Raw genomic sequence first — 16,514 nt, forward strand, 5'->3', positions numbered from 1 at the left:
CATGTCACTGCACCTGCCTTCTCTTGCCGAATTGCGCGACACCCGCGCCGAAATTGACCGCTTTCAAACCCGCGTCGTCATCATCCAATGGGTGGTTTTGTTGTGTTTTGGCTTGCTGGCCTCGCGGCTGATTTACCTGCAGATCATTCGGCACGATGACCTGATGACTCAGGCCGAAAGCAACCGCACGGCCATCTTGCCCACGGTGCCGCCACGCGGCAACATTCTGGACCGCAATGGCGTCGTGCTGGCCAACAACTACTCGGCCTACACCTTGGAAATCACCCCCTCCAAAGTGAAGGATCTGGAGGCCACCATCGACGCGCTGGCCGAACTGGTGGACATCCAGACCAAAGACCGCCGTCGCTTCAAGCGTTTGCGTGAAGAGTCCAAAAGCTTTGATTCCCTGCCCATTCGGAACCGACTCACCGACGAGGAAGTGGCCCGTTTCAGTGCACAGAGTTACAGATTTCCAGGGGTAGAAATCAAAGCCCGGCTGTTCAGGCAATACCCCTATGGCGAGCTGGCCAGCCACGTCATTGGCTACATCGGCCGCATCAACCAGCGCGACAAAGAGATGCTGGAAGAAAACGACGACATCGCCAATTACCGGGGCACCGAATACATCGGCAAACTGGGCATTGAGCAGCGCTACGAGCGTGAACTGCATGGCATCACGGGCGTCAACCAAGTCGAAACGTCTGCCGGTGGCCGGGCCATTCGCAGCCTGTCGAACCGCCCCGCCACGCCGGGTCAAAACGTGGTCTTGTCGATCGACATCCAGCTGCAAAAGATGACAGAAGACCTGTTCGGCAATCGCCGGGGTGCCTTGGTCGCGCTGGACCCCCAAACCGGCGAAGTGCTGGCCTTTGTAAGCAAACCCACCTTTGACCCAAACTGGTTCGTCGACGGCATTGATGTCGAAAACTGGCAAATGCTCAATGGCTCGATCGACAAGCCCTTGCTCAACCGCGCCCTGCGCGGCACCTACCCACCAGGTTCCACCTACAAGCCCTTCATGGCCCTGGCCGCTTTGACGACCGGCAAACGCACGGCCAGCGCCATCACCCAGGATTCAGGTTCATGGACTTATGGCGGCCACACCTTTCGCAGCCACGGTGACCATGGCTTGGGCGCCGTGGACATGGTGCGCTCCATCGTGTCGTCGAGCAATGTGTACTACTACTCACTGGCCAATGACATGGGGGTAGACGCCATCCATGACTTCATGAAGCCCTTGTGGTTTGGCCAACACACGGGCATCGACTTGCCCGGCGAAGTGCGCGGCATCCTGCCCAGCACCGAATGGAAGCGCAACTACTTCAAAAAGCCAGAGCAAAAGAAATGGTTTGGCGGCGAAACCATCTCGCTGGGCATTGGCCAAGGCTACAACACCTTCACCATGCTGCAACTGGCCTCGGCCACAGCCACCTTGGCCAATCGGGGAATGCAGTTCCAACCGCGCGTGGTCACCGCCACACAAGACGCGCTGACCCATGCACAAGCCCAAGTGGGCGCGCAAGCAGCACGGGATCTGGGCTACAAACCCGAACACCTGGATGTGGTGCACAAAGGCTTGGTGGGCGTGGTCACCTCGGGCACCTCGGCCCGCGTATTTGCTGGCGCGGGTTACACCAGCGCCGGCAAAACCGGCACGGCGCAGGCGGTGACGATCGGGCAAAAAGAGAAATACGATGCAGCCAAATTGTCAGAGTACCAACGTGACCATTCCTTGTACATGGCCTACGCACCGGCAGAATCGCCGACGATTGCGGTGGCCGTGGTGGTCGAAAACGCTGGCTTTGGTGCCGCAGCAGCAGCACCCATTGCACGGCGCGTGTTTGACTACTGGGTACTGGGTCAATACCCCAGCGAAGAAGACATCGCAGCCACGCAAAGAGGCCAATCGTCCAGCCCCATTGGCAAGCCTCGCGCCAAGAAGGATGTGCCCTTGCTGAACCCCAAAGCTTTGGGGACGACTGATATGCGCGAAGTCACCCAGCGTTGAGCCGAAACAAGCTCAAGTGTTGTAAACCGTGTCCAAGCTGGCGAAGCCTTTGACTTCGATCGGGTTGCCAAACGGGTCCATGAAAAACATGGTCCATTGCTCGCCCGGCTGACCCGCAAAACGCAAATGCGGCGGCACCACAAAGGCCCTGTTGGCCGCTTGCAAGCGATCGGCCAGATTTTGCCAATCGTCCCTTTGCAAAACCAGACCAAAGTGCGGCATGGGTACCAGATGCTCGCCCACGTGGCCCGTCAAAGTGGTCTTGAAGGGCTCACCCAAATGCAAAGAAATTTGGTGTGAAAAAAAGTCAAAGTCCACCCAAGTGGATGTGGAGCGCCCCTCTTGGCAACCCAGAACGCCGCCATAAAAGCGCCGGGCTTCATCCAAGTCGGTGACATGAAATGCGAAATGAAAAAGGCTGTTCATATCGCCGAGCATAGCAGCGCCACACCCCCGAAGCCATGGGTGAAAACCGCGATCGGCCAACCCACAAACGGCAGGGCCGTCCGCCAAGATGGTCAGCGACCTTGTTCCTTACGGGTCTGACAGACGATGCAGCGTTTGGCGGTCGGGTAGGCGTTCAGACGTGCGGGCGGAATAGTCAGGCCGCAGTCGCTGCACTGACCATAGGTGCCCACATCCAGGCGTTCCATTGCGGCTTCGATGTCTCCCAATTCGGCGGTTTCGTGTTCGTTGATGGCGAACTCGGTTTGCCGCTCGGTCCGAATCTGGGCGCGCGACTGAAAGCTGTTGTCAAAGTGGTCGGCGGCCATGTCGGCGCGCGAGACCAAGCCGCCGCGCTGCTCGGCGATGCGCTGCAGCAACTGCGTGCGCTCTTGCAAAAGGCGCTCGCGGTAAAGGAAGAGGCTTGGGGTGCTGGATGAAGTCATGGCTTCATCCTAGGCGCTTGGGGTGACGCGGTGTTGATGTGGGTCAACCCCCGCTGCCGCATGGCATTGGCCATGGGCAGGGGTTGACGGGCCTTAAGTGCTCAAGCGCACAGACTCAGCTTTTGGCTTTCATGCGTGACATCATCAATTCCATATTGGCTTTGCGGTCCGCGTTGACCGTCTGCATGTGGGGGCGCTCGCCCATCATCTTGAGGTAATCGCGCACAGGCAGTTCGGCCAAAAAGTCTTTGCCGTAAATCAACTTGGTGGCGCCAGACACCAAGGGCAGGTGCGTCACGGCGGCGCAGTCGGCCAAGCTCAGGCTGTCGCCCGCGATGAAGGGCGAGAACTTGGCCAACTTGGCAAAAGCAGCCACGCTCTTTTCGAGCTGCGCAGCGGTTTTCTCTTTGACCGAGTCGCTCACCTTGGCGCCAAAAAAGGCTTCGGGGTACAAATTTCGCGCGACCAACTCCAGGTGCAGGTCCAAAAACAGCGCCAATTCGCGCACTTTGGCGGCGGCAAACGGGTCGGCAGGGATCAAGGGGTTTTGCGGGTACTTGTGCTCGATGTATTCCATCATCACGGCCGACTCGCACAGGGCGCCCTCTGGCGTCTTGAGGTAGGGCACTTTGCCCAAGGGGCTGGCTTGCGCATCTGTCGCACCCACCCAGGCCAACTCCTCTACAAAGGGCACGCCTTTTTCGAGCAAGGCCAATTTGACTTTGTTGTGGTAATTGCTGGCCGCAAAGCCGCAGAGTGTGAGCATGAGGGTCTCCAGTGGCGTGACAAAAGCTCAAGATTAGCCCATGGCCCGGGGCCAAAGAGTCACCAAGATGCCTGTCAGGTCCATCCTGTGCTTTTAAGGTGGCGGCCACTGGGCATGGACCATCGGTGCCATAATTCGCGCCATGTTCAGCCTGCAATCCCTGCGCAATGCCCACCGCCTCACCCGCTTCGTGCTGGTATGGTTTGCATTGTTTGTCGGGGCGGCTGTGGCATCACCACTGGTCAAGCCAGAACCCGTGCACATGGTTTGCAGCGCCATGGGCGGCGTGAAACTGGTGCCGGTGGATGCTGCGGGTGCCGATGTGGACCGCGCAGCAGCACACACCGCGCTCGACTGCCCCGCCTGCTTGCCCCTGATCGCGCCCCCTGCGGCCGACGTGCTGGCACAGTTGCCAACGGGCCATTTGTCCCATGTTTTGCAAGCCCTGCCGGCGGCGCGGCTGGCCAGTTTGCTGGGTCAACCCTGGCAAGCCCGCGCACCCCCCATCTTTTCCGCCTGAAACACCGCCCCCTGAAACGCTGGGGGGCTGAGTCGGTTTCGGCGTCCACCTGTGCCTGTGCACCCTGCGCCATGGGGTGTCCCTTGCGCACTGTCTGTGTCTCTTCATCTGTTCGATAACCACCAGGAGTGATCCATGTTCCGTCCCGCTTTGTCTGTGTCTGCCCTTTTTCTGGCCATGACCGTGTCCCTGTCGGCCCAAGCCCAAGTCACTGTCAAAGACGCTTGGGTGCGTGCCACTGTGGCGCAGCAAAAAGCCACGGGCGCTTTCATGCAGCTGCAGTCGGCGCAAGACGCCAAACTGATCTCGGCCCAGTCGCCTGTGGCAGGTGTGGTGGAGGTGCACGAGATGGCCATGGACGGCGGCGTCATGAAAATGCGTGCAGTGCCCAGCCTGGCCTTGCCCGCAGGCAAAGCAGTCGAGCTCAAGCCCGGTGGTTACCACGTCATGCTGATGGACCTCAAAGGTCAGGTCAAAGACGGTGACACTGTGCCCGTGACCTTGGTGGTTGAAGGCAAGGATGGCAAGCGCCAGTCGGTGGAATTGAAAGTGCCCGCCCGCACCGCCGCTGCCCCGGCCATGAAGCATGGCGAAGGCCACAAGCACAAGCACTGATCACCCATTCACTGCTTGATTCCCTTTTGATCAGCCCATGACCTGGACTTCTGCCCAACTGCATCGCCTGGCCCGTCTTGTGCTGGCTTGGTATGTGCTGTTTGTGAGCGTGTCGGTTTTGGCCTCAACGCTGCAGCCCAAAACCATGGAGGTTGTGTGCTCCAGCATGGGCGTCATGAAGTTGGTGGTGCAAGGCGAGGGCGAAGGCCCGCTGGTGAGCAGCGGCATGGATTGCCCGATGTGCGCCCACGCCAGCCCTGCGCTGCCGCCGCCCACGTTGGCAGCTTTGGCCCATGTGCCCGATGCACGGGCTTACATCATGCAGCGATTGCCCGAGGCATTGCTGCTGGCCCGGACTGCGCCGCCACTGCCCTCGCGCGGGCCGCCTATTTTCAATTGATCCATTTCACAACGTGTTGAACACCGCTTGGTGTTCGGTACGTGTCAATGCCTTTGGCCTGAACGGCTGATGGGGTCCGATCGATTGAAAACTTGTCATGAAAAATTCCCTTGCACTTTCTCCTTTGTCTTTGGCCGTGTTCAGCCTGTTGGCCAACTTGAGCGCAACAGCTCTGGCACAAACGCCGACCGCTCTGGACACCATCGTGGTATCCAGCTCCCGCTCTGAAACCAAACTGTCTGAAACTCCCGTGTCCATTGGCTCGGTCACCCGGGCTGAATGGGATGCCGACAAACCCAAAACCATGGGCGAGATCATCAACCGCATCCCCGGTGTCTTCTGGAACGATCTGGGCAACGAACAACACAGCATGGGCATTCGTCAACCCATCAGTACCCAGTCGGTTTACCAGTACCTGGAAGACGGGATTCCGATTCGACCCTTGGGCGTGTTCAACCACAACGCCCTGAACGCCATCAACACCAACGGCGCCAGTGGCGTCGAAGTGGTCAAGGGCGCTGCCTCTTCTCTCTATGGCAGCAATGCGGTCGGTGGCGCGGTCAACTTTTTGACCCAGCGTTCATCTCGCACCCCAACGGGCTACATGGGCATTCGCCATGACAGCACCGATGGTTTCACGCGCATCGATTCGGGTGCCAGCAACACCTGGGGCGATCTGGGTCTGCGGTTTTCGCATTACAGCTCGCAACGCGACAGCCTCAATTGGCAGCAACACAGTGGCGGCACAAAAGACTCTTTCTCTTTGCGCGGTGACTACAACCTGAGCGCCACCTCATGGATGCGGGCTTCCTTGGTGCACACGAACCTGGATTCGGACACGCCGGGCAGCTTGTTTGAAAACGACTTTCGCACCCACCCCGGCAAGAGCATCAACACCTTCACCTGGCGCAAAGACAAGACCACACGCTTCAATGTGGCCTGGGAAGGCGAAACCACCCGTGGCGGGCTGACTACCGTCACGCTGTTTGCCCGCAACAATGACCACGCCCAGCTGCCCAACTACACCATCACCGGTTGCCAAGGCGCCAACTGCAGAGGCACGATCAACAACAACCATGTCCAATCTCTGGGCTTGGACATCCAACACACGCAGAAACTGGACAGCCTGCGGGCACGGCTGGTCTCAGGTGTTTACATCGACCGCGGTCAGAATGACTTTGTCTCTGACAACCTGGCCATCGTGCGCGATGTGCCCACAGGACGCTACATCGGCTACAGCCTCAACAGTGTCAACAACCCCAATGGCGTGCGCAACTACGGTGTGGGCATCGCCAACGATGCCGCATTTGCGCAGCTGGAGTTCAGCCCCAGCGAGAAAGTTCGGGTGGTTGCAGGCGGGCGATACGACAGCATCCGCTACGATTTCAAAAACAACTTGACCCCGGGCGCCAACTTCGGTGCCCCCAACGAAGTGCGAAACTTCGGCCAATTCAGCCCCAAGCTGGGCGCCACCTATGCCCTGAGCGCCAGCAGCAGTCTGTACAGCAATCTGAGCTTGGGCTTTACACCACCGGAAGTCAGCCAGCTCTATGGCCGCACCGCCATTCCTGAATTGAAGCCGGCCACTTACGACAACATTGAACTCGGCTGGCGTGCCGTCTTGGTCTCCGGCGTTCGCATCGACTCGGCGCTGTACCAACTCAGTGGCAAGGACACCATCGTGTCTTACACGCCAGAGGTGGGCAACAGCTTCAACAAAAATGCGGGAGACACCCGCAGCCGTGGTTTTGAATTGAGCCTGAACCAACAGCTGAGCTCGTGGGACTGGCGGATGGGATCGACTTGGGCAGAGCACACCTATGTGGATTACCGCCTGAGCGATGCCGCGGGTGCCATCGAAGACTTTTCGGGCAAGCGCATGCCCCAGGCCCCCAACCACACCCTCAACGCCCAAGTGGCTTGGAATTTCAAGCCCACATCCCGCCTAGCCTTGAACCTGGTCAAACAAGGCAGCTCCTGGATGAACAACGCCAACACGGTGCGCTACGCAGGCCACACCTTGCTCAACCTGACGATGAGCCACAAGCTGCAAGATGGCTGGGAAGTCTGGGGCCAGGTACGCAACCTGACCGACAAAAACTATTCGGACAATGCGGCCAGCCGGTTCATCCCGGGCAGAGGCGCCTACAACCCCAACACCCAGAACACCTATGCCGCAGGTGCGCCGCGCAGCATCATGGTGGGCCTGAACAAATCGTGGGGTGGCCGATGAATCGCCATGCACACGGCCCTTGGCGCTTTTGGCTCTGCGCACTGACCCTGTGGGGTGCAGGCCTGTGGCCACAGGCCATGGCGCAAGACGCCAGCGCATCGGCGGGTCATGCTCGCCACCAGCGCCCACAGCTGGCCACGGGCGCAGCCATTGCGCCCGATGGTCGCTTGTGGGTGGTCGGTATCAATGCGCAAGCGCAGCTCTTTGTGCAGACGACCGCTTTGGGCGGTCCTGTGCAATGGGGCGAGCCGCGCATCCTGAACACCGGGCAAGACCCGATCGCCGCCGATGGCGAAAGCCGCCCCAAGATCGCCTTCGGCCCCAAAGGCTGGGTGGTGATCAGTTACACCATGCCGCTGGCCAAGCGTTTCACAGGCTTTGTGCGCATGCTGCGCAGCAGCGATGGCGGCGCCAGCTTTGGTGAGCCTTTCACGGTGCACCAAGATCGGCAGGAAATCACGCACCGCTTCGATGCCATCGCTTTTGATGGAAAGGGGGTTTTGCACACCCTTTGGATCGACAAGCGCGATCAAGCGCCCAAAGGTTCTGCACAAGCCTACGTTGGGGCAGCCATCTACCGCAACGCCTCCCAGGATGGCGGCGCCAGCTTCGGGCCGGACACCAAAGTGGCCGACCACTCTTGCGAATGCTGCCGCATCGGGCTGGCCCGCAATGCCCAGGGCGATTTGAAGGCGACTTGGCGACATGTGTTTGACGGCAACACCCGTGACCATGCGTTTGCCAGCGTCGGCGCTGCGGCCAACCGCATCACGCGCAGCACATTTGATGGCTGGCAAATCAACGCCTGCCCGCACCACGGGCCGGGCTTGGCTGCGGACGCCCATGCCGGCGCCAACGGTTTTCACACCGTCTGGTTTGGCATCCGCAAAGTCCATGGCCAAGACCAAGCGGCGGTGCGCTATGCCCGGCTAAACGCCCAAGGCGTGCCCCTGCCCAAAACCGAACGCACCTTGCCCGACCCGCGTGCCGAACATGCCGACGTGATGGCCCACGGCAGCAAGGTGGCCGTGGTCTGGCGCAGCAGTGAAGGGGCCGTCACCACACTCAAGGCCTGGTTGTCTCAAGACGGCGGGCAGAACTTCAGCCTCAAAACCCTGGCTCAAACCACGGGCCACAACGACCACCCGCGTCTGGCCCAAAACGGCGAACAGATGGTGGTGGTCTGGCGCAACACCCAGGAGATACAAGTCCATGAACTCCATTTTTAAATCCACTGGCCGCTTGAGCGCAGGCCTGGCGATCTGCACGCTGGCACTTGGCCTGGCCGCCCCACCCGGGCTGGCACAAGGACACCCGCATGCCGGGGCGCACAGCCATTCAAGCCGGGCGCAGGCGGCTGGCACGGTGCTGCCCTTTGACGAAAAAACCTGGGCGCATCTGATGCAACACGGGCCGCGCCCGGCCGCTTATGTGTTCACCACCTCGTATTGCAGCACTTGCCCTGCGGCTTTTGCAGCGGTGCACCAAGCGGTGAGGAACAGGAAGCAGCGCCCCGAGCTGAATGGGGTGGTGATGGATGTGACCGGCGCACAAGCTTGGCGACATGCCGCGCACTTTGAAGGCATGACCCGCATTTACGCCTTTGACGGCTTCGAGCCCGCCATCCGTCAGGCGGTCGATCCCACCTGGCCCAACGTGACGCCCTATGTGGTCTTGCTGGACGCCAAGGGCCGGACACAGCGCGTGATTGGTCCACCGAACGCAGCCGCGCTCAAACGTTGGTTGTCAGCGTCTTGATGTCCTTCATCTTGAGGCTCTCGACACATCAGCTGCGCTGAATAGATTCGATGGAGATGAGTAAATAGAAAAACAGTCGTTGGAGTTTGAGCGAGCCACTTCCAGAATCCATCCCATCAATTTTTTGATGTGTATTTTTTGGGAATGATTCCGTGAAATCCAAACGCCCTTTTCTTAAGTTCGCAGCGCTGCTGACCTTGACCTGGTCGGGTCTGACCGCGCAAGCCCAGACCCCCATCAGCCTGCTCAACGTGTCGTATGACCCCACCCGTGAGTTGTACGTTGAGTTCAACCAAGCCTTTGCCAAACACTGGAAAGCCCGCACCGGTCAGGACCTGACCATCAAGCAGTCACATGGCGGCTCGGGCAAGCAGGCCCGCTCCATCATTGACGGCCTGGACGCCGATGTGGCCACGCTGGCCCTGGCCGGTGACACCGACGCCCTGCACACCAACGGCAACCTGATTCCCAAAGACTGGGACGATCTGGTGCGCCCGGATGTGAAGGTCATCACGCCCAACCCCAAAACCTCGGGCGGCGCCCGCTGGAACTATCTGGCCGCGTGGGAGTTTGCCAAGCGCAAATACGGTGGTGATGACAAGGCACAAGAGTTTGTGAAAAAGCTCTACCAGAACGTGCCTGTGCTCGATACGGGTGCCCGGGGCTCGTCGGTGACCTTTGCACAACGCAACCAGGGCGATGTCTTCCTGAGTTGGGAAAACGAAGCCTATTTGCTGGAGAAGGAATTCGGCAACAAGGTGGACTTTGTTTACCCCTCAATCTCCATCCTGGCCGAGCCCGCTGTGGCCTTGATCGACAAAAACGTAGACAAAAAGGGCACCCGGGCGGTGGCCCAAGCCTACCTGGAATACCTTTACACCGAAGAGGCGCAAGACCTGATCGGCAAGCACTTTTACCGGCCCCGCTCGGCCAAAGCCCAGGCCAAGTACGCCAAACAACTGCCCAAGCTGAACCTGTTCACCATCGATGAGGCCTTTGGCGGTTGGGACAAAGCCAGTCAGGTGCACTTTATTGATGGCGGCAAGTTTGACCAGATTTACACCCGCAAGTGAAAAGCTCTTTAGTTGCTTATTCGCATAAGCAAACAATAAATGATTCGTTTGAGATTTAACGAACCGATTCCACAATCGCGGCCATGACTTGATGGCGGTCGATCCAGTGGGTCGGCCAAGCCAATCAAGACCTTCCATGTCTTGCACCGTCCCAGACCGAATCACCATGAAAAAAATCACCCACATCACTTTGGCCGTCACCTTGGCCTTGTCAGGCCTGTCAGCCAGCGCTCAAAACTTGCTCAACGCCTCGTACGATGTGGCCCGCGAGTTCTATAAGGACTACAACGCCGCTTTTGTGGTGCATTACAAAAAGACCACCGGCAGAGACATCAAGATCGACCAGGCCCATGGCGGCTCGAGCGCCCAGGCGCGTGCCGTCAACGATGGCCTGGACGCCGATGTGGTGACCATGAACACCACCACCGACGTGGACTTTCTGGCCAGCACCGGTGTGGTGGCCAAAGACTGGAACAAGCGCTTTGCCCACAACGCAGCGCCCACCACCTCGACCATGTTGTTCCTCACCCGCAACGGCAACCCCAAGAACATCAAGGACTGGGACGACCTGGTCAAGCCCGGCATCCAGGTGATCGTGGTCAACCCCAAGACCGGTGGCAACGGCCGCATGGCCTATATGGCGGCTTGGGGCTACGCCAAGAAAAAGGGCGCCAGCGATGCACAGGCCGCTGAGTTCGTCACCAAGCTCTACAAAAACGTGCCGGTGCTGGCCAAAGGTGGGCGCGATGCGACCACCATCTTTTTGCAGCGCAACATCGGGGATGTGCTGGTGACCTTTGAGTCCGAAGTGGTCTCGGTGGACCGCGAATTTGGCGCGGGCAAGGTCGATGCGATTCACCCGTCCATCAGCATCGTGGCCGAAAACCCGGTGGCGGTGGTGGAGCGCACCGTGGCCAAAAAAGGCACGGGCGCAGTGGCCAAGGCTTACCTGGATTACCTCTACTCTGAAGAGGCCCAAGAGATCGCGGCCAAACATGCGCTGCGTCCACGTTCGCAGGCTGTGCTCAGAAAGCACGCCCAAACCTTCAAGCCTTTGCAGCTGTTCACGGTGGACGAAGTGTTTGGCTCCTTTGCCGAAGCGCAGCGGGTGCACTTCAACGATGGCGGTCAGTTCGACAAGATTTACACCGTCAAATAAGTTCTCGCCATGACTGCATTGCCCATCGCGGCACCTGCCAAGCGGCGGGTGCCAGCCAGGGTGTTGCCCGGGTTCAACCTGACCCTGGGATTCACCCTCTTTTACCTGTGCTTGATCGTGCTGATCCCGCTGTCGGCCTTGGTTTTCAAAACCTTCACCCTGAGCTGGGAGCAGTTCTGGGTCGCAGTGACGAGCCCTCGCGTCATGGCGTCTTACCGCTTGACCTTTGGCGCATCGCTGATCGCCGCATTGGTCAATGTGGTGTTTGGTTTGCTGGTGGCCTGGGTGCTGGTGCGCTATGACTTTTTTGGCAAAAAGATTGTGGACGCGCTGGTGGACTTGCCCTTTGCGCTGCCCACTGCGGTGGCGGGCATTTCGCTCACCGCGCTGCTGGCGGGCAATGGCTGGATCGGCCAATACCTGGAGCCCCAGGGCATCCAGCTGGCCTTCAACCCCAACGGGGTGGTGATTGCGCTGATTTTCATTGGCTTGCCCTTTGTGGTGCGCACGGTGCAGCCAGTGCTCGAAGACGCCGAAAAAGAACTCGAAGAAGCGGCCACCTGCCTGGGCGCCACACGCTGGCAAACCTTCAGCCGGGTCATTTTCCCGAGCATTGCGCCGGCGCTGCTGACCGGCTTTGCCATGGCGTTTGCGCGGGCCATCGGTGAGTACGGCTCGGTCATTTTCATTGCGGGCAACATGCCCATGGTGTCCGAAATCACGCCGCTGATCATCATTGGCAAGCTAGAGCAATACGACTACGCAGGTGCCACCGCTGTGGCCTTGGTGATGCTGGTCATCTCGTTCATGTTGCTCTTGGTCATCAACGGCTTGCAAACCTGGCAACGTCGCCGTTCGGGAGCTTCGTCATGAGCCCAACACTCACCGCCAACAAAGTCCAGGCGGGCACCACCGAAGCCCGCTGGATTCGCCGCAGCCTGATTGGGCTGGCGCTGGCCTTCATGTTTTTGTTTTTGGTCTTGCCACTGGCCGCGGTGTTCACCGAAGCCCTGCGCAAAGGTCTTGATGCATATCTGGAAGCGCTCAAGGAGCCCGATGCCTGGTCGGCCATTCGCCTGACGCTGATTGTGGCGGCCGTGACTGTACCGCTCAATTTGGTGTTTGGCGTGGCGGCGGCCTGGGCCATTGCCAAGTACGAGTTCAAGGGCAAGTCGCTTTTGACCACGCTGGTGGACTTGCCATTTTCAGTCTCGCCCGTGGTGGCGGGATTGGTCTATGTGCTGGTGTTTGGGGCCCATGGCTGGTTCGGCCCTTGGCTGCAAGCCCACGACATCAAGATCGTGTTCGCGGTGCCCGGCATCATTTTGGCCACGGTGTTTGTCACCTTTCCCTTCATTGCGCGCGAGTTGATTCCGCTCATGCAAGCGCAAGGCAGTGAAGAAGAGCAAGCGGCCATCGTCTTGGGTGCCACCGGGTGGCAGACCTTTTGGCGGGTCACTTTGCCCAACATCAAATGGGGCCTGCTGTATGGCGTGATCTTGTGCAATGCACGGGCCATGGGCGAGTTCGGTGCGGTGTCGGTGGTGTCGGGCCACATCCGGGGGCAGACCAACACCATGCCTTTGCACGTGGAGATCCTCTACAACGAATACCAGTCGGTGGCTGCTTTTGCCGTGGCATCGTTGCTGGCTTTGTTGGCCCTGGTCACACTGGCCATCAAGTCCTTCATTGAATGGCAGCATGAAAAAGAAATGCAAGCATCGGCCAACACCCCGCCCGAGCAGCCAGCCCACTGACTTCACCTTTAGATTCTGGTTTGAAACATGAGCATCGAAATCCGCAACGTCCACAAACAGTTTGGTGACTTCACCGCGCTGAACAAGGTCAGCCTTGACATCGAGTCGGGCGAACTCGTCGCCTTGCTGGGGCCATCGGGCTGCGGCAAAACCACGCTGCTGCGCATCATCGCGGGCTTGGAAACCGCCGACCAGGGCACTATTGCCTTCAGTGGCGAAGACACCACCCATGTGCACGTGCGCGAGAGACAGGTGGGCTTCGTGTTTCAGCACTACGCACTGTTCCGCCACATGACGGTGTTCGAGAACGTGGCCTTTGGCCTGCGCGTCAAGCCACGCAACCAGCGTCCGAGCGAATCCGAAATCAAGCGCAAAGTGCACGAGTTGTTGAGCTTGGTGCAGCTCGATTGGCTGGCCGACCGCTACCCATCGCAGTTGTCGGGCGGGCAGCGCCAACGCATCGCGCTCGCACGCGCCTTGGCGGTTGAGCCCAAGGTACTGCTGCTGGACGAGCCCTTTGGCGCGCTGGACGCCAAGGTGCGCAAGGAGCTGCGCCGCTGGTTGCGCCGCCTGCACGACGAGCTGCATGTGACCAGCATCTTTGTCACGCACGACCAGGAAGAAGCCCTGGAGGTGGCGGACCGCGTGGTCCTGATGAACAAGGGCAACATCGAGCAAATCGGCTCGCCCCAACAGGTGTGGGACCACCCGGCCAGCCCCTTTGTGTATGGCTTTTTGGGCGATGTGAACCTGTTCCACGGGCGCGCCCACGAAGGCGAGATGCTGATTGGCGCCGACCAACACGCCATCCGCCTCGAAAGCCCTGAACACGGCCAAGTGCAAGACGCCAAGGCTTTTGCCTATGTGCGACCGCACGACCTGGATGTGACGCGTTACACAGCGGGCACCGCCCACACCGGCATCGTGGCCAAGCTCAGCCGCGCCATTGTGGTCGGGCCTGTAGCACGGCTGGAACTCGACCCCGTAGAAGCGGGCATGTTTGGCAAGGACGCGGTGATCGAAGCGCAGTTGTCGGCATCGCAGTACCGCCAGCAAGACTTCAAGGAAGGCGAGACGCTGGTTTTGACACCGCGCAAGGCACGGGTGTTTGTCGAAGGGTGAGCCCCATACAGACACGCCTTTGGGGGCAGGTCAGTCCGTTTTGAAAGCGTCTTCGGGTAAGCTTTGCAGATCACTTTTTGAGGAACTGCCATGAGCGAGCCTTCTGCTTTCGGCTTCGGCCAATTTGTGCCGGGTTTTGATTTTTTACAAAACCTGTCCAAAACCGCATCGGCCGCCCAGCCCGCAGCGGCAGGTGGCATGCCCGGCATGGCCAGCTGGGTCGCCCCCACCCTCAGCATCGAAGACATCGACAAGCGCATCCAGGAGTTGAAGTCGGTGCTGTTTTGGTTGGAGCAAAACACCACCGCACTCAAAGCCACCATCCAGGCGATGGAAGTGCAAAAGATGACCTTGACCACGCTGCAAAGCATGAACGTCAACATGGCCGATTTGGCCAAGGCGTTCACGGCCAAGCCCCCGGTGAGTGAACCTGCTCAGGCCACACCCGCCGAGACCGCCGACACCCCCAGCGCATCCAAGTCTTCGCTGTTCAGCCCCAAGCCTGCGCCCCAAGCGGCACCCGCACAGCCCACGCCCAACGAAGTCCCCAAGGCAGAGGCAAGCCCGGCCAGCGAAACCAAGACCGCAGACTCGGCGAGTCAGCCTGCCGTGGACCCGATGCAATGGTGGGGCGCGTTGACCCAGCAGTTTCAGGGCATTGCCGCCGCCGCCTTAAAAGATGTGGCGGGCGAAGCCATGAAGGCGGGCATGAGCGCCAAAAACGCCACCGCCAAATCGGCTGCCAAAGCCAAAGCGCCCCGCAAGCCCGGCTCGTCTTCGACCACCGCTGGACGTCAACGCGCCAAGCACACATCGGCGAAGCCAGCTCAAGCTGCTCAAGCGGGTGTGAATGCCAAATCGGTCAAGACCGTCTCGGTCAAAAAACCAACGGCCAAGCCGGCCAAGACGGCCACTCGGACTGCACGCAAAACCGTTCTGAAATAAGTTGTCTATGAAGTTGTTTCCCTGTGGCCATGCCACGCACCCACAGTGGCGCATGGCCGCAGGCTTGGTCTTGGCGCAATTGCAAGCCCAAATGGCACTGCCCGATTACGCCGCGCAGCCTCGCTTGGGCCTGCTGTACATCACCGACCATTACGCGCCGCACGCGCAGGCGCTGCTTGACCATTTGCGGCAGGCCTTGCCAGCTGTACCCGATTGGGCAGGTACGGTGGGCATCGGTGTGGCGGTCAACAACGCCGAATACTTGGATGAGCCCGCCATGGCGCTCATGCTGTGCGACCTGACACCCGAGCAATACCGGGTGTTTTCCGGCGTGTCTCCGCTGCCTGCGGCATGGGCCAATGCGGCACTGGTGCATGCAGACCCCCACACACCCGAGCTGGCCGAGCTGATCGCAGAAATGGCGGGCCGCACACAGCAGGGCTATTTGTTTGGCGGTCTCAGTGCCAGCCGCACGCGCAGCGTGCAGTTCGCCGTGCGTGCCGAAGATGCAGGCGGATCGGAAGTGCACGGCGGCGTGCTCGAAGGCGGCTTGAGCGGGGTGGCTTTTTCGCCAGATGTTTCTTTGATGTCTCGCGTCACGCAAGGCTGTCAGCCGGTTTCGCCTGAGCGCGAAATCACGCAAGCAGAAGGCCATGTGGTGCTGCAACTGGCAGGCGAGGCGGCACTCGATGTGATGCTCGCCGACCTGGGCATCAGCCTGAGCGAGCCGCAAAAGGCCATCGCCGTGGTGCGCTCCACTTTGGTGGGCTTGAGCGCGGCAGGGCATTCGGGCGTGGGCCGAACCGGCCATTTGGGCAACGATGTGCGGGTGCGGCACATCATTGGGCTGGATCCTTTGCGCCAAGGCGTGGCCGTCGCAGAAAACCTAGAGCCCGGCATGCTGCTCACCTTTTGCCGCCGCGATGTGCAGGCCGCACGGGCTGACTTGGTGCGCGTGTGCGCCGAGATCCGTGAAGAGTTAGAGCCCGAGACATTGTCAATAGAGGCCATCCATTCGATGAGCGACAACCCTTTGCCAACACTCCCTAAGGCAGGTCCACGCATTGCCGGAGCGGTGTATGTGAGCTGCACCGGCCGAGGCGGTCCACATTTTGGGAGCCCCAGCGCCGAGTTGCAGATCATTCGCCATGCTTTGGGCGATGTACCCTTAGTGGGGTTTTTCGCTGCCGGCGAGATCGCCCGCAACCAGTTGTACGGCTACACCGGGGTGTTGACGGTGTTCACAACGCCTTGATCTGAGGGCATTG

General features: G+C 59.9%; 17 protein-coding genes. 14 read left to right on the top strand and 3 right to left on the bottom strand.

The window, feature by feature from the left end; all coding sequences use genetic code 11:
- Window position 1: 1 nt before the first annotated feature.
- Window positions 2–2,008: a penicillin-binding protein 2 gene (gene mrdA / locus ABWQ00_RS03510; protein ID WP_353237283.1), complete on the top strand. Its 2,007-nt coding sequence runs from the start codon at window positions 2–4 to the stop codon at window positions 2,006–2,008.
- 12 nt (window positions 2,009–2,020) lie between these two features.
- Here mrdA and ABWQ00_RS03515 read toward each other — a convergent pair whose 3' ends face one another.
- The 3 genes from ABWQ00_RS03515 to ABWQ00_RS03525 form a co-directional block, all read right to left on the bottom strand.
- Window positions 2,021–2,434 (bottom strand): VOC family protein, encoded by a 414-nt coding sequence (locus ABWQ00_RS03515; RefSeq protein WP_353237284.1) that lies wholly within the window; start codon window positions 2,432–2,434, stop codon window positions 2,021–2,023.
- Between the two features lie 92 nt (window positions 2,435–2,526).
- Window positions 2,527–2,898, bottom strand: coding sequence for a TraR/DksA family transcriptional regulator (locus ABWQ00_RS03520; protein WP_353237285.1), 372 nt, complete (start codon window positions 2,896–2,898; stop codon window positions 2,527–2,529).
- Window positions 2,899–3,013: 115 nt separating this feature from the next.
- Window positions 3,014–3,664 (bottom strand): glutathione S-transferase family protein, encoded by a 651-nt coding sequence (locus tag ABWQ00_RS03525; protein WP_353237286.1) that lies wholly within the window; start codon window positions 3,662–3,664, stop codon window positions 3,014–3,016.
- A gap of 142 nt (window positions 3,665–3,806) precedes the next feature.
- Between ABWQ00_RS03525 and ABWQ00_RS03530 the strand changes: the two genes are divergently transcribed.
- The 13 genes from ABWQ00_RS03530 to ABWQ00_RS03590 all read left to right on the top strand — a co-directional run bounded on the left by ABWQ00_RS03530 (window position 3,807) and on the right by ABWQ00_RS03590 (window position 16,501).
- Window positions 3,807–4,184, top strand: a complete 378-nt coding sequence (locus ABWQ00_RS03530; protein ID WP_353237287.1) for a DUF2946 family protein — start codon at window positions 3,807–3,809, stop codon at window positions 4,182–4,184.
- 135 nt (window positions 4,185–4,319) lie between these two features.
- Window positions 4,320–4,799: a copper chaperone PCu(A)C gene (locus ABWQ00_RS03535; RefSeq protein WP_353237288.1), complete on the top strand. Its 480-nt coding sequence runs from the start codon at window positions 4,320–4,322 to the stop codon at window positions 4,797–4,799.
- Window positions 4,800–4,836: 37 nt separating this feature from the next.
- Entirely contained in the window at window positions 4,837–5,199 is a 363-nt protein-coding gene (locus ABWQ00_RS03540; protein ID WP_353237289.1) for a DUF2946 family protein, read from the top strand.
- Between the two features lie 97 nt (window positions 5,200–5,296).
- A complete protein-coding gene (locus ABWQ00_RS03545; protein ID WP_353237290.1) occupies window positions 5,297–7,432 on the top strand; it encodes a TonB-dependent receptor family protein in 2,136 nt (711 codons plus the stop codon).
- Entirely contained in the window at window positions 7,429–8,661 is a 1,233-nt protein-coding gene (locus tag ABWQ00_RS03550; protein ID WP_353237291.1) for a hypothetical protein, read from the top strand. Before ABWQ00_RS03545 ends, ABWQ00_RS03550 begins: the two co-directional genes overlap by 4 nt.
- Window positions 8,645–9,190 carry a hypothetical protein gene (locus ABWQ00_RS03555; protein ID WP_353237292.1) on the top strand — a complete coding sequence of 182 codons (546 nt, stop codon included), beginning with the start codon at window positions 8,645–8,647 and terminating at the stop codon, window positions 9,188–9,190. Before ABWQ00_RS03550 ends, ABWQ00_RS03555 begins: the two co-directional genes overlap by 17 nt.
- Window positions 9,191–9,342: 152 nt before the next feature.
- Entirely contained in the window at window positions 9,343–10,263 is a 921-nt protein-coding gene (locus ABWQ00_RS03560; protein ID WP_353237293.1) for a sulfate ABC transporter substrate-binding protein, read from the top strand.
- A gap of 166 nt (window positions 10,264–10,429) precedes the next feature.
- The gene (locus ABWQ00_RS03565) at window positions 10,430–11,422 is read left to right on the top strand and encodes a sulfate ABC transporter substrate-binding protein (protein ID WP_353237294.1); all 993 of its coding nucleotides are present in this window, start codon (window positions 10,430–10,432) and stop codon (window positions 11,420–11,422) included.
- A gap of 9 nt (window positions 11,423–11,431) precedes the next feature.
- The gene (cysT, locus tag ABWQ00_RS03570; protein WP_353237295.1) at window positions 11,432–12,295 is read left to right on the top strand and encodes a sulfate ABC transporter permease subunit CysT; all 864 of its coding nucleotides are present in this window, start codon (window positions 11,432–11,434) and stop codon (window positions 12,293–12,295) included.
- Complete coding sequence (gene cysW / locus ABWQ00_RS03575) at window positions 12,292–13,179, top strand: sulfate ABC transporter permease subunit CysW (protein ID WP_353237296.1); 888 nt, start codon at window positions 12,292–12,294, stop codon at window positions 13,177–13,179. The genes cysT and cysW overlap by 4 nt, the downstream gene beginning before the upstream one ends.
- A gap of 27 nt (window positions 13,180–13,206) precedes the next feature.
- Window positions 13,207–14,301 carry a sulfate/molybdate ABC transporter ATP-binding protein gene (locus ABWQ00_RS03580; RefSeq protein ID WP_353237297.1) on the top strand — a complete coding sequence of 365 codons (1,095 nt, stop codon included), beginning with the start codon at window positions 13,207–13,209 and terminating at the stop codon, window positions 14,299–14,301.
- Window positions 14,302–14,391: 90 nt separating this feature from the next.
- Complete coding sequence (locus ABWQ00_RS03585; RefSeq protein WP_353237298.1) at window positions 14,392–15,246, top strand: PhaM family polyhydroxyalkanoate granule multifunctional regulatory protein; 855 nt, start codon at window positions 14,392–14,394, stop codon at window positions 15,244–15,246.
- Window positions 15,247–15,253: 7 nt separating this feature from the next.
- Window positions 15,254–16,501: an FIST signal transduction protein gene (locus ABWQ00_RS03590; RefSeq protein WP_353237299.1), complete on the top strand. Its 1,248-nt coding sequence runs from the start codon at window positions 15,254–15,256 to the stop codon at window positions 16,499–16,501.
- The last annotated feature ends 13 nt before the right edge of the window (window positions 16,502–16,514 follow it).

Origin of the sequence: Limnohabitans sp. (assembly GCF_040400975.1) — a bacterium.
In the GTDB taxonomy this organism is placed as follows: domain Bacteria; phylum Pseudomonadota; class Gammaproteobacteria; order Burkholderiales; family Burkholderiaceae_C; genus Limnohabitans_A.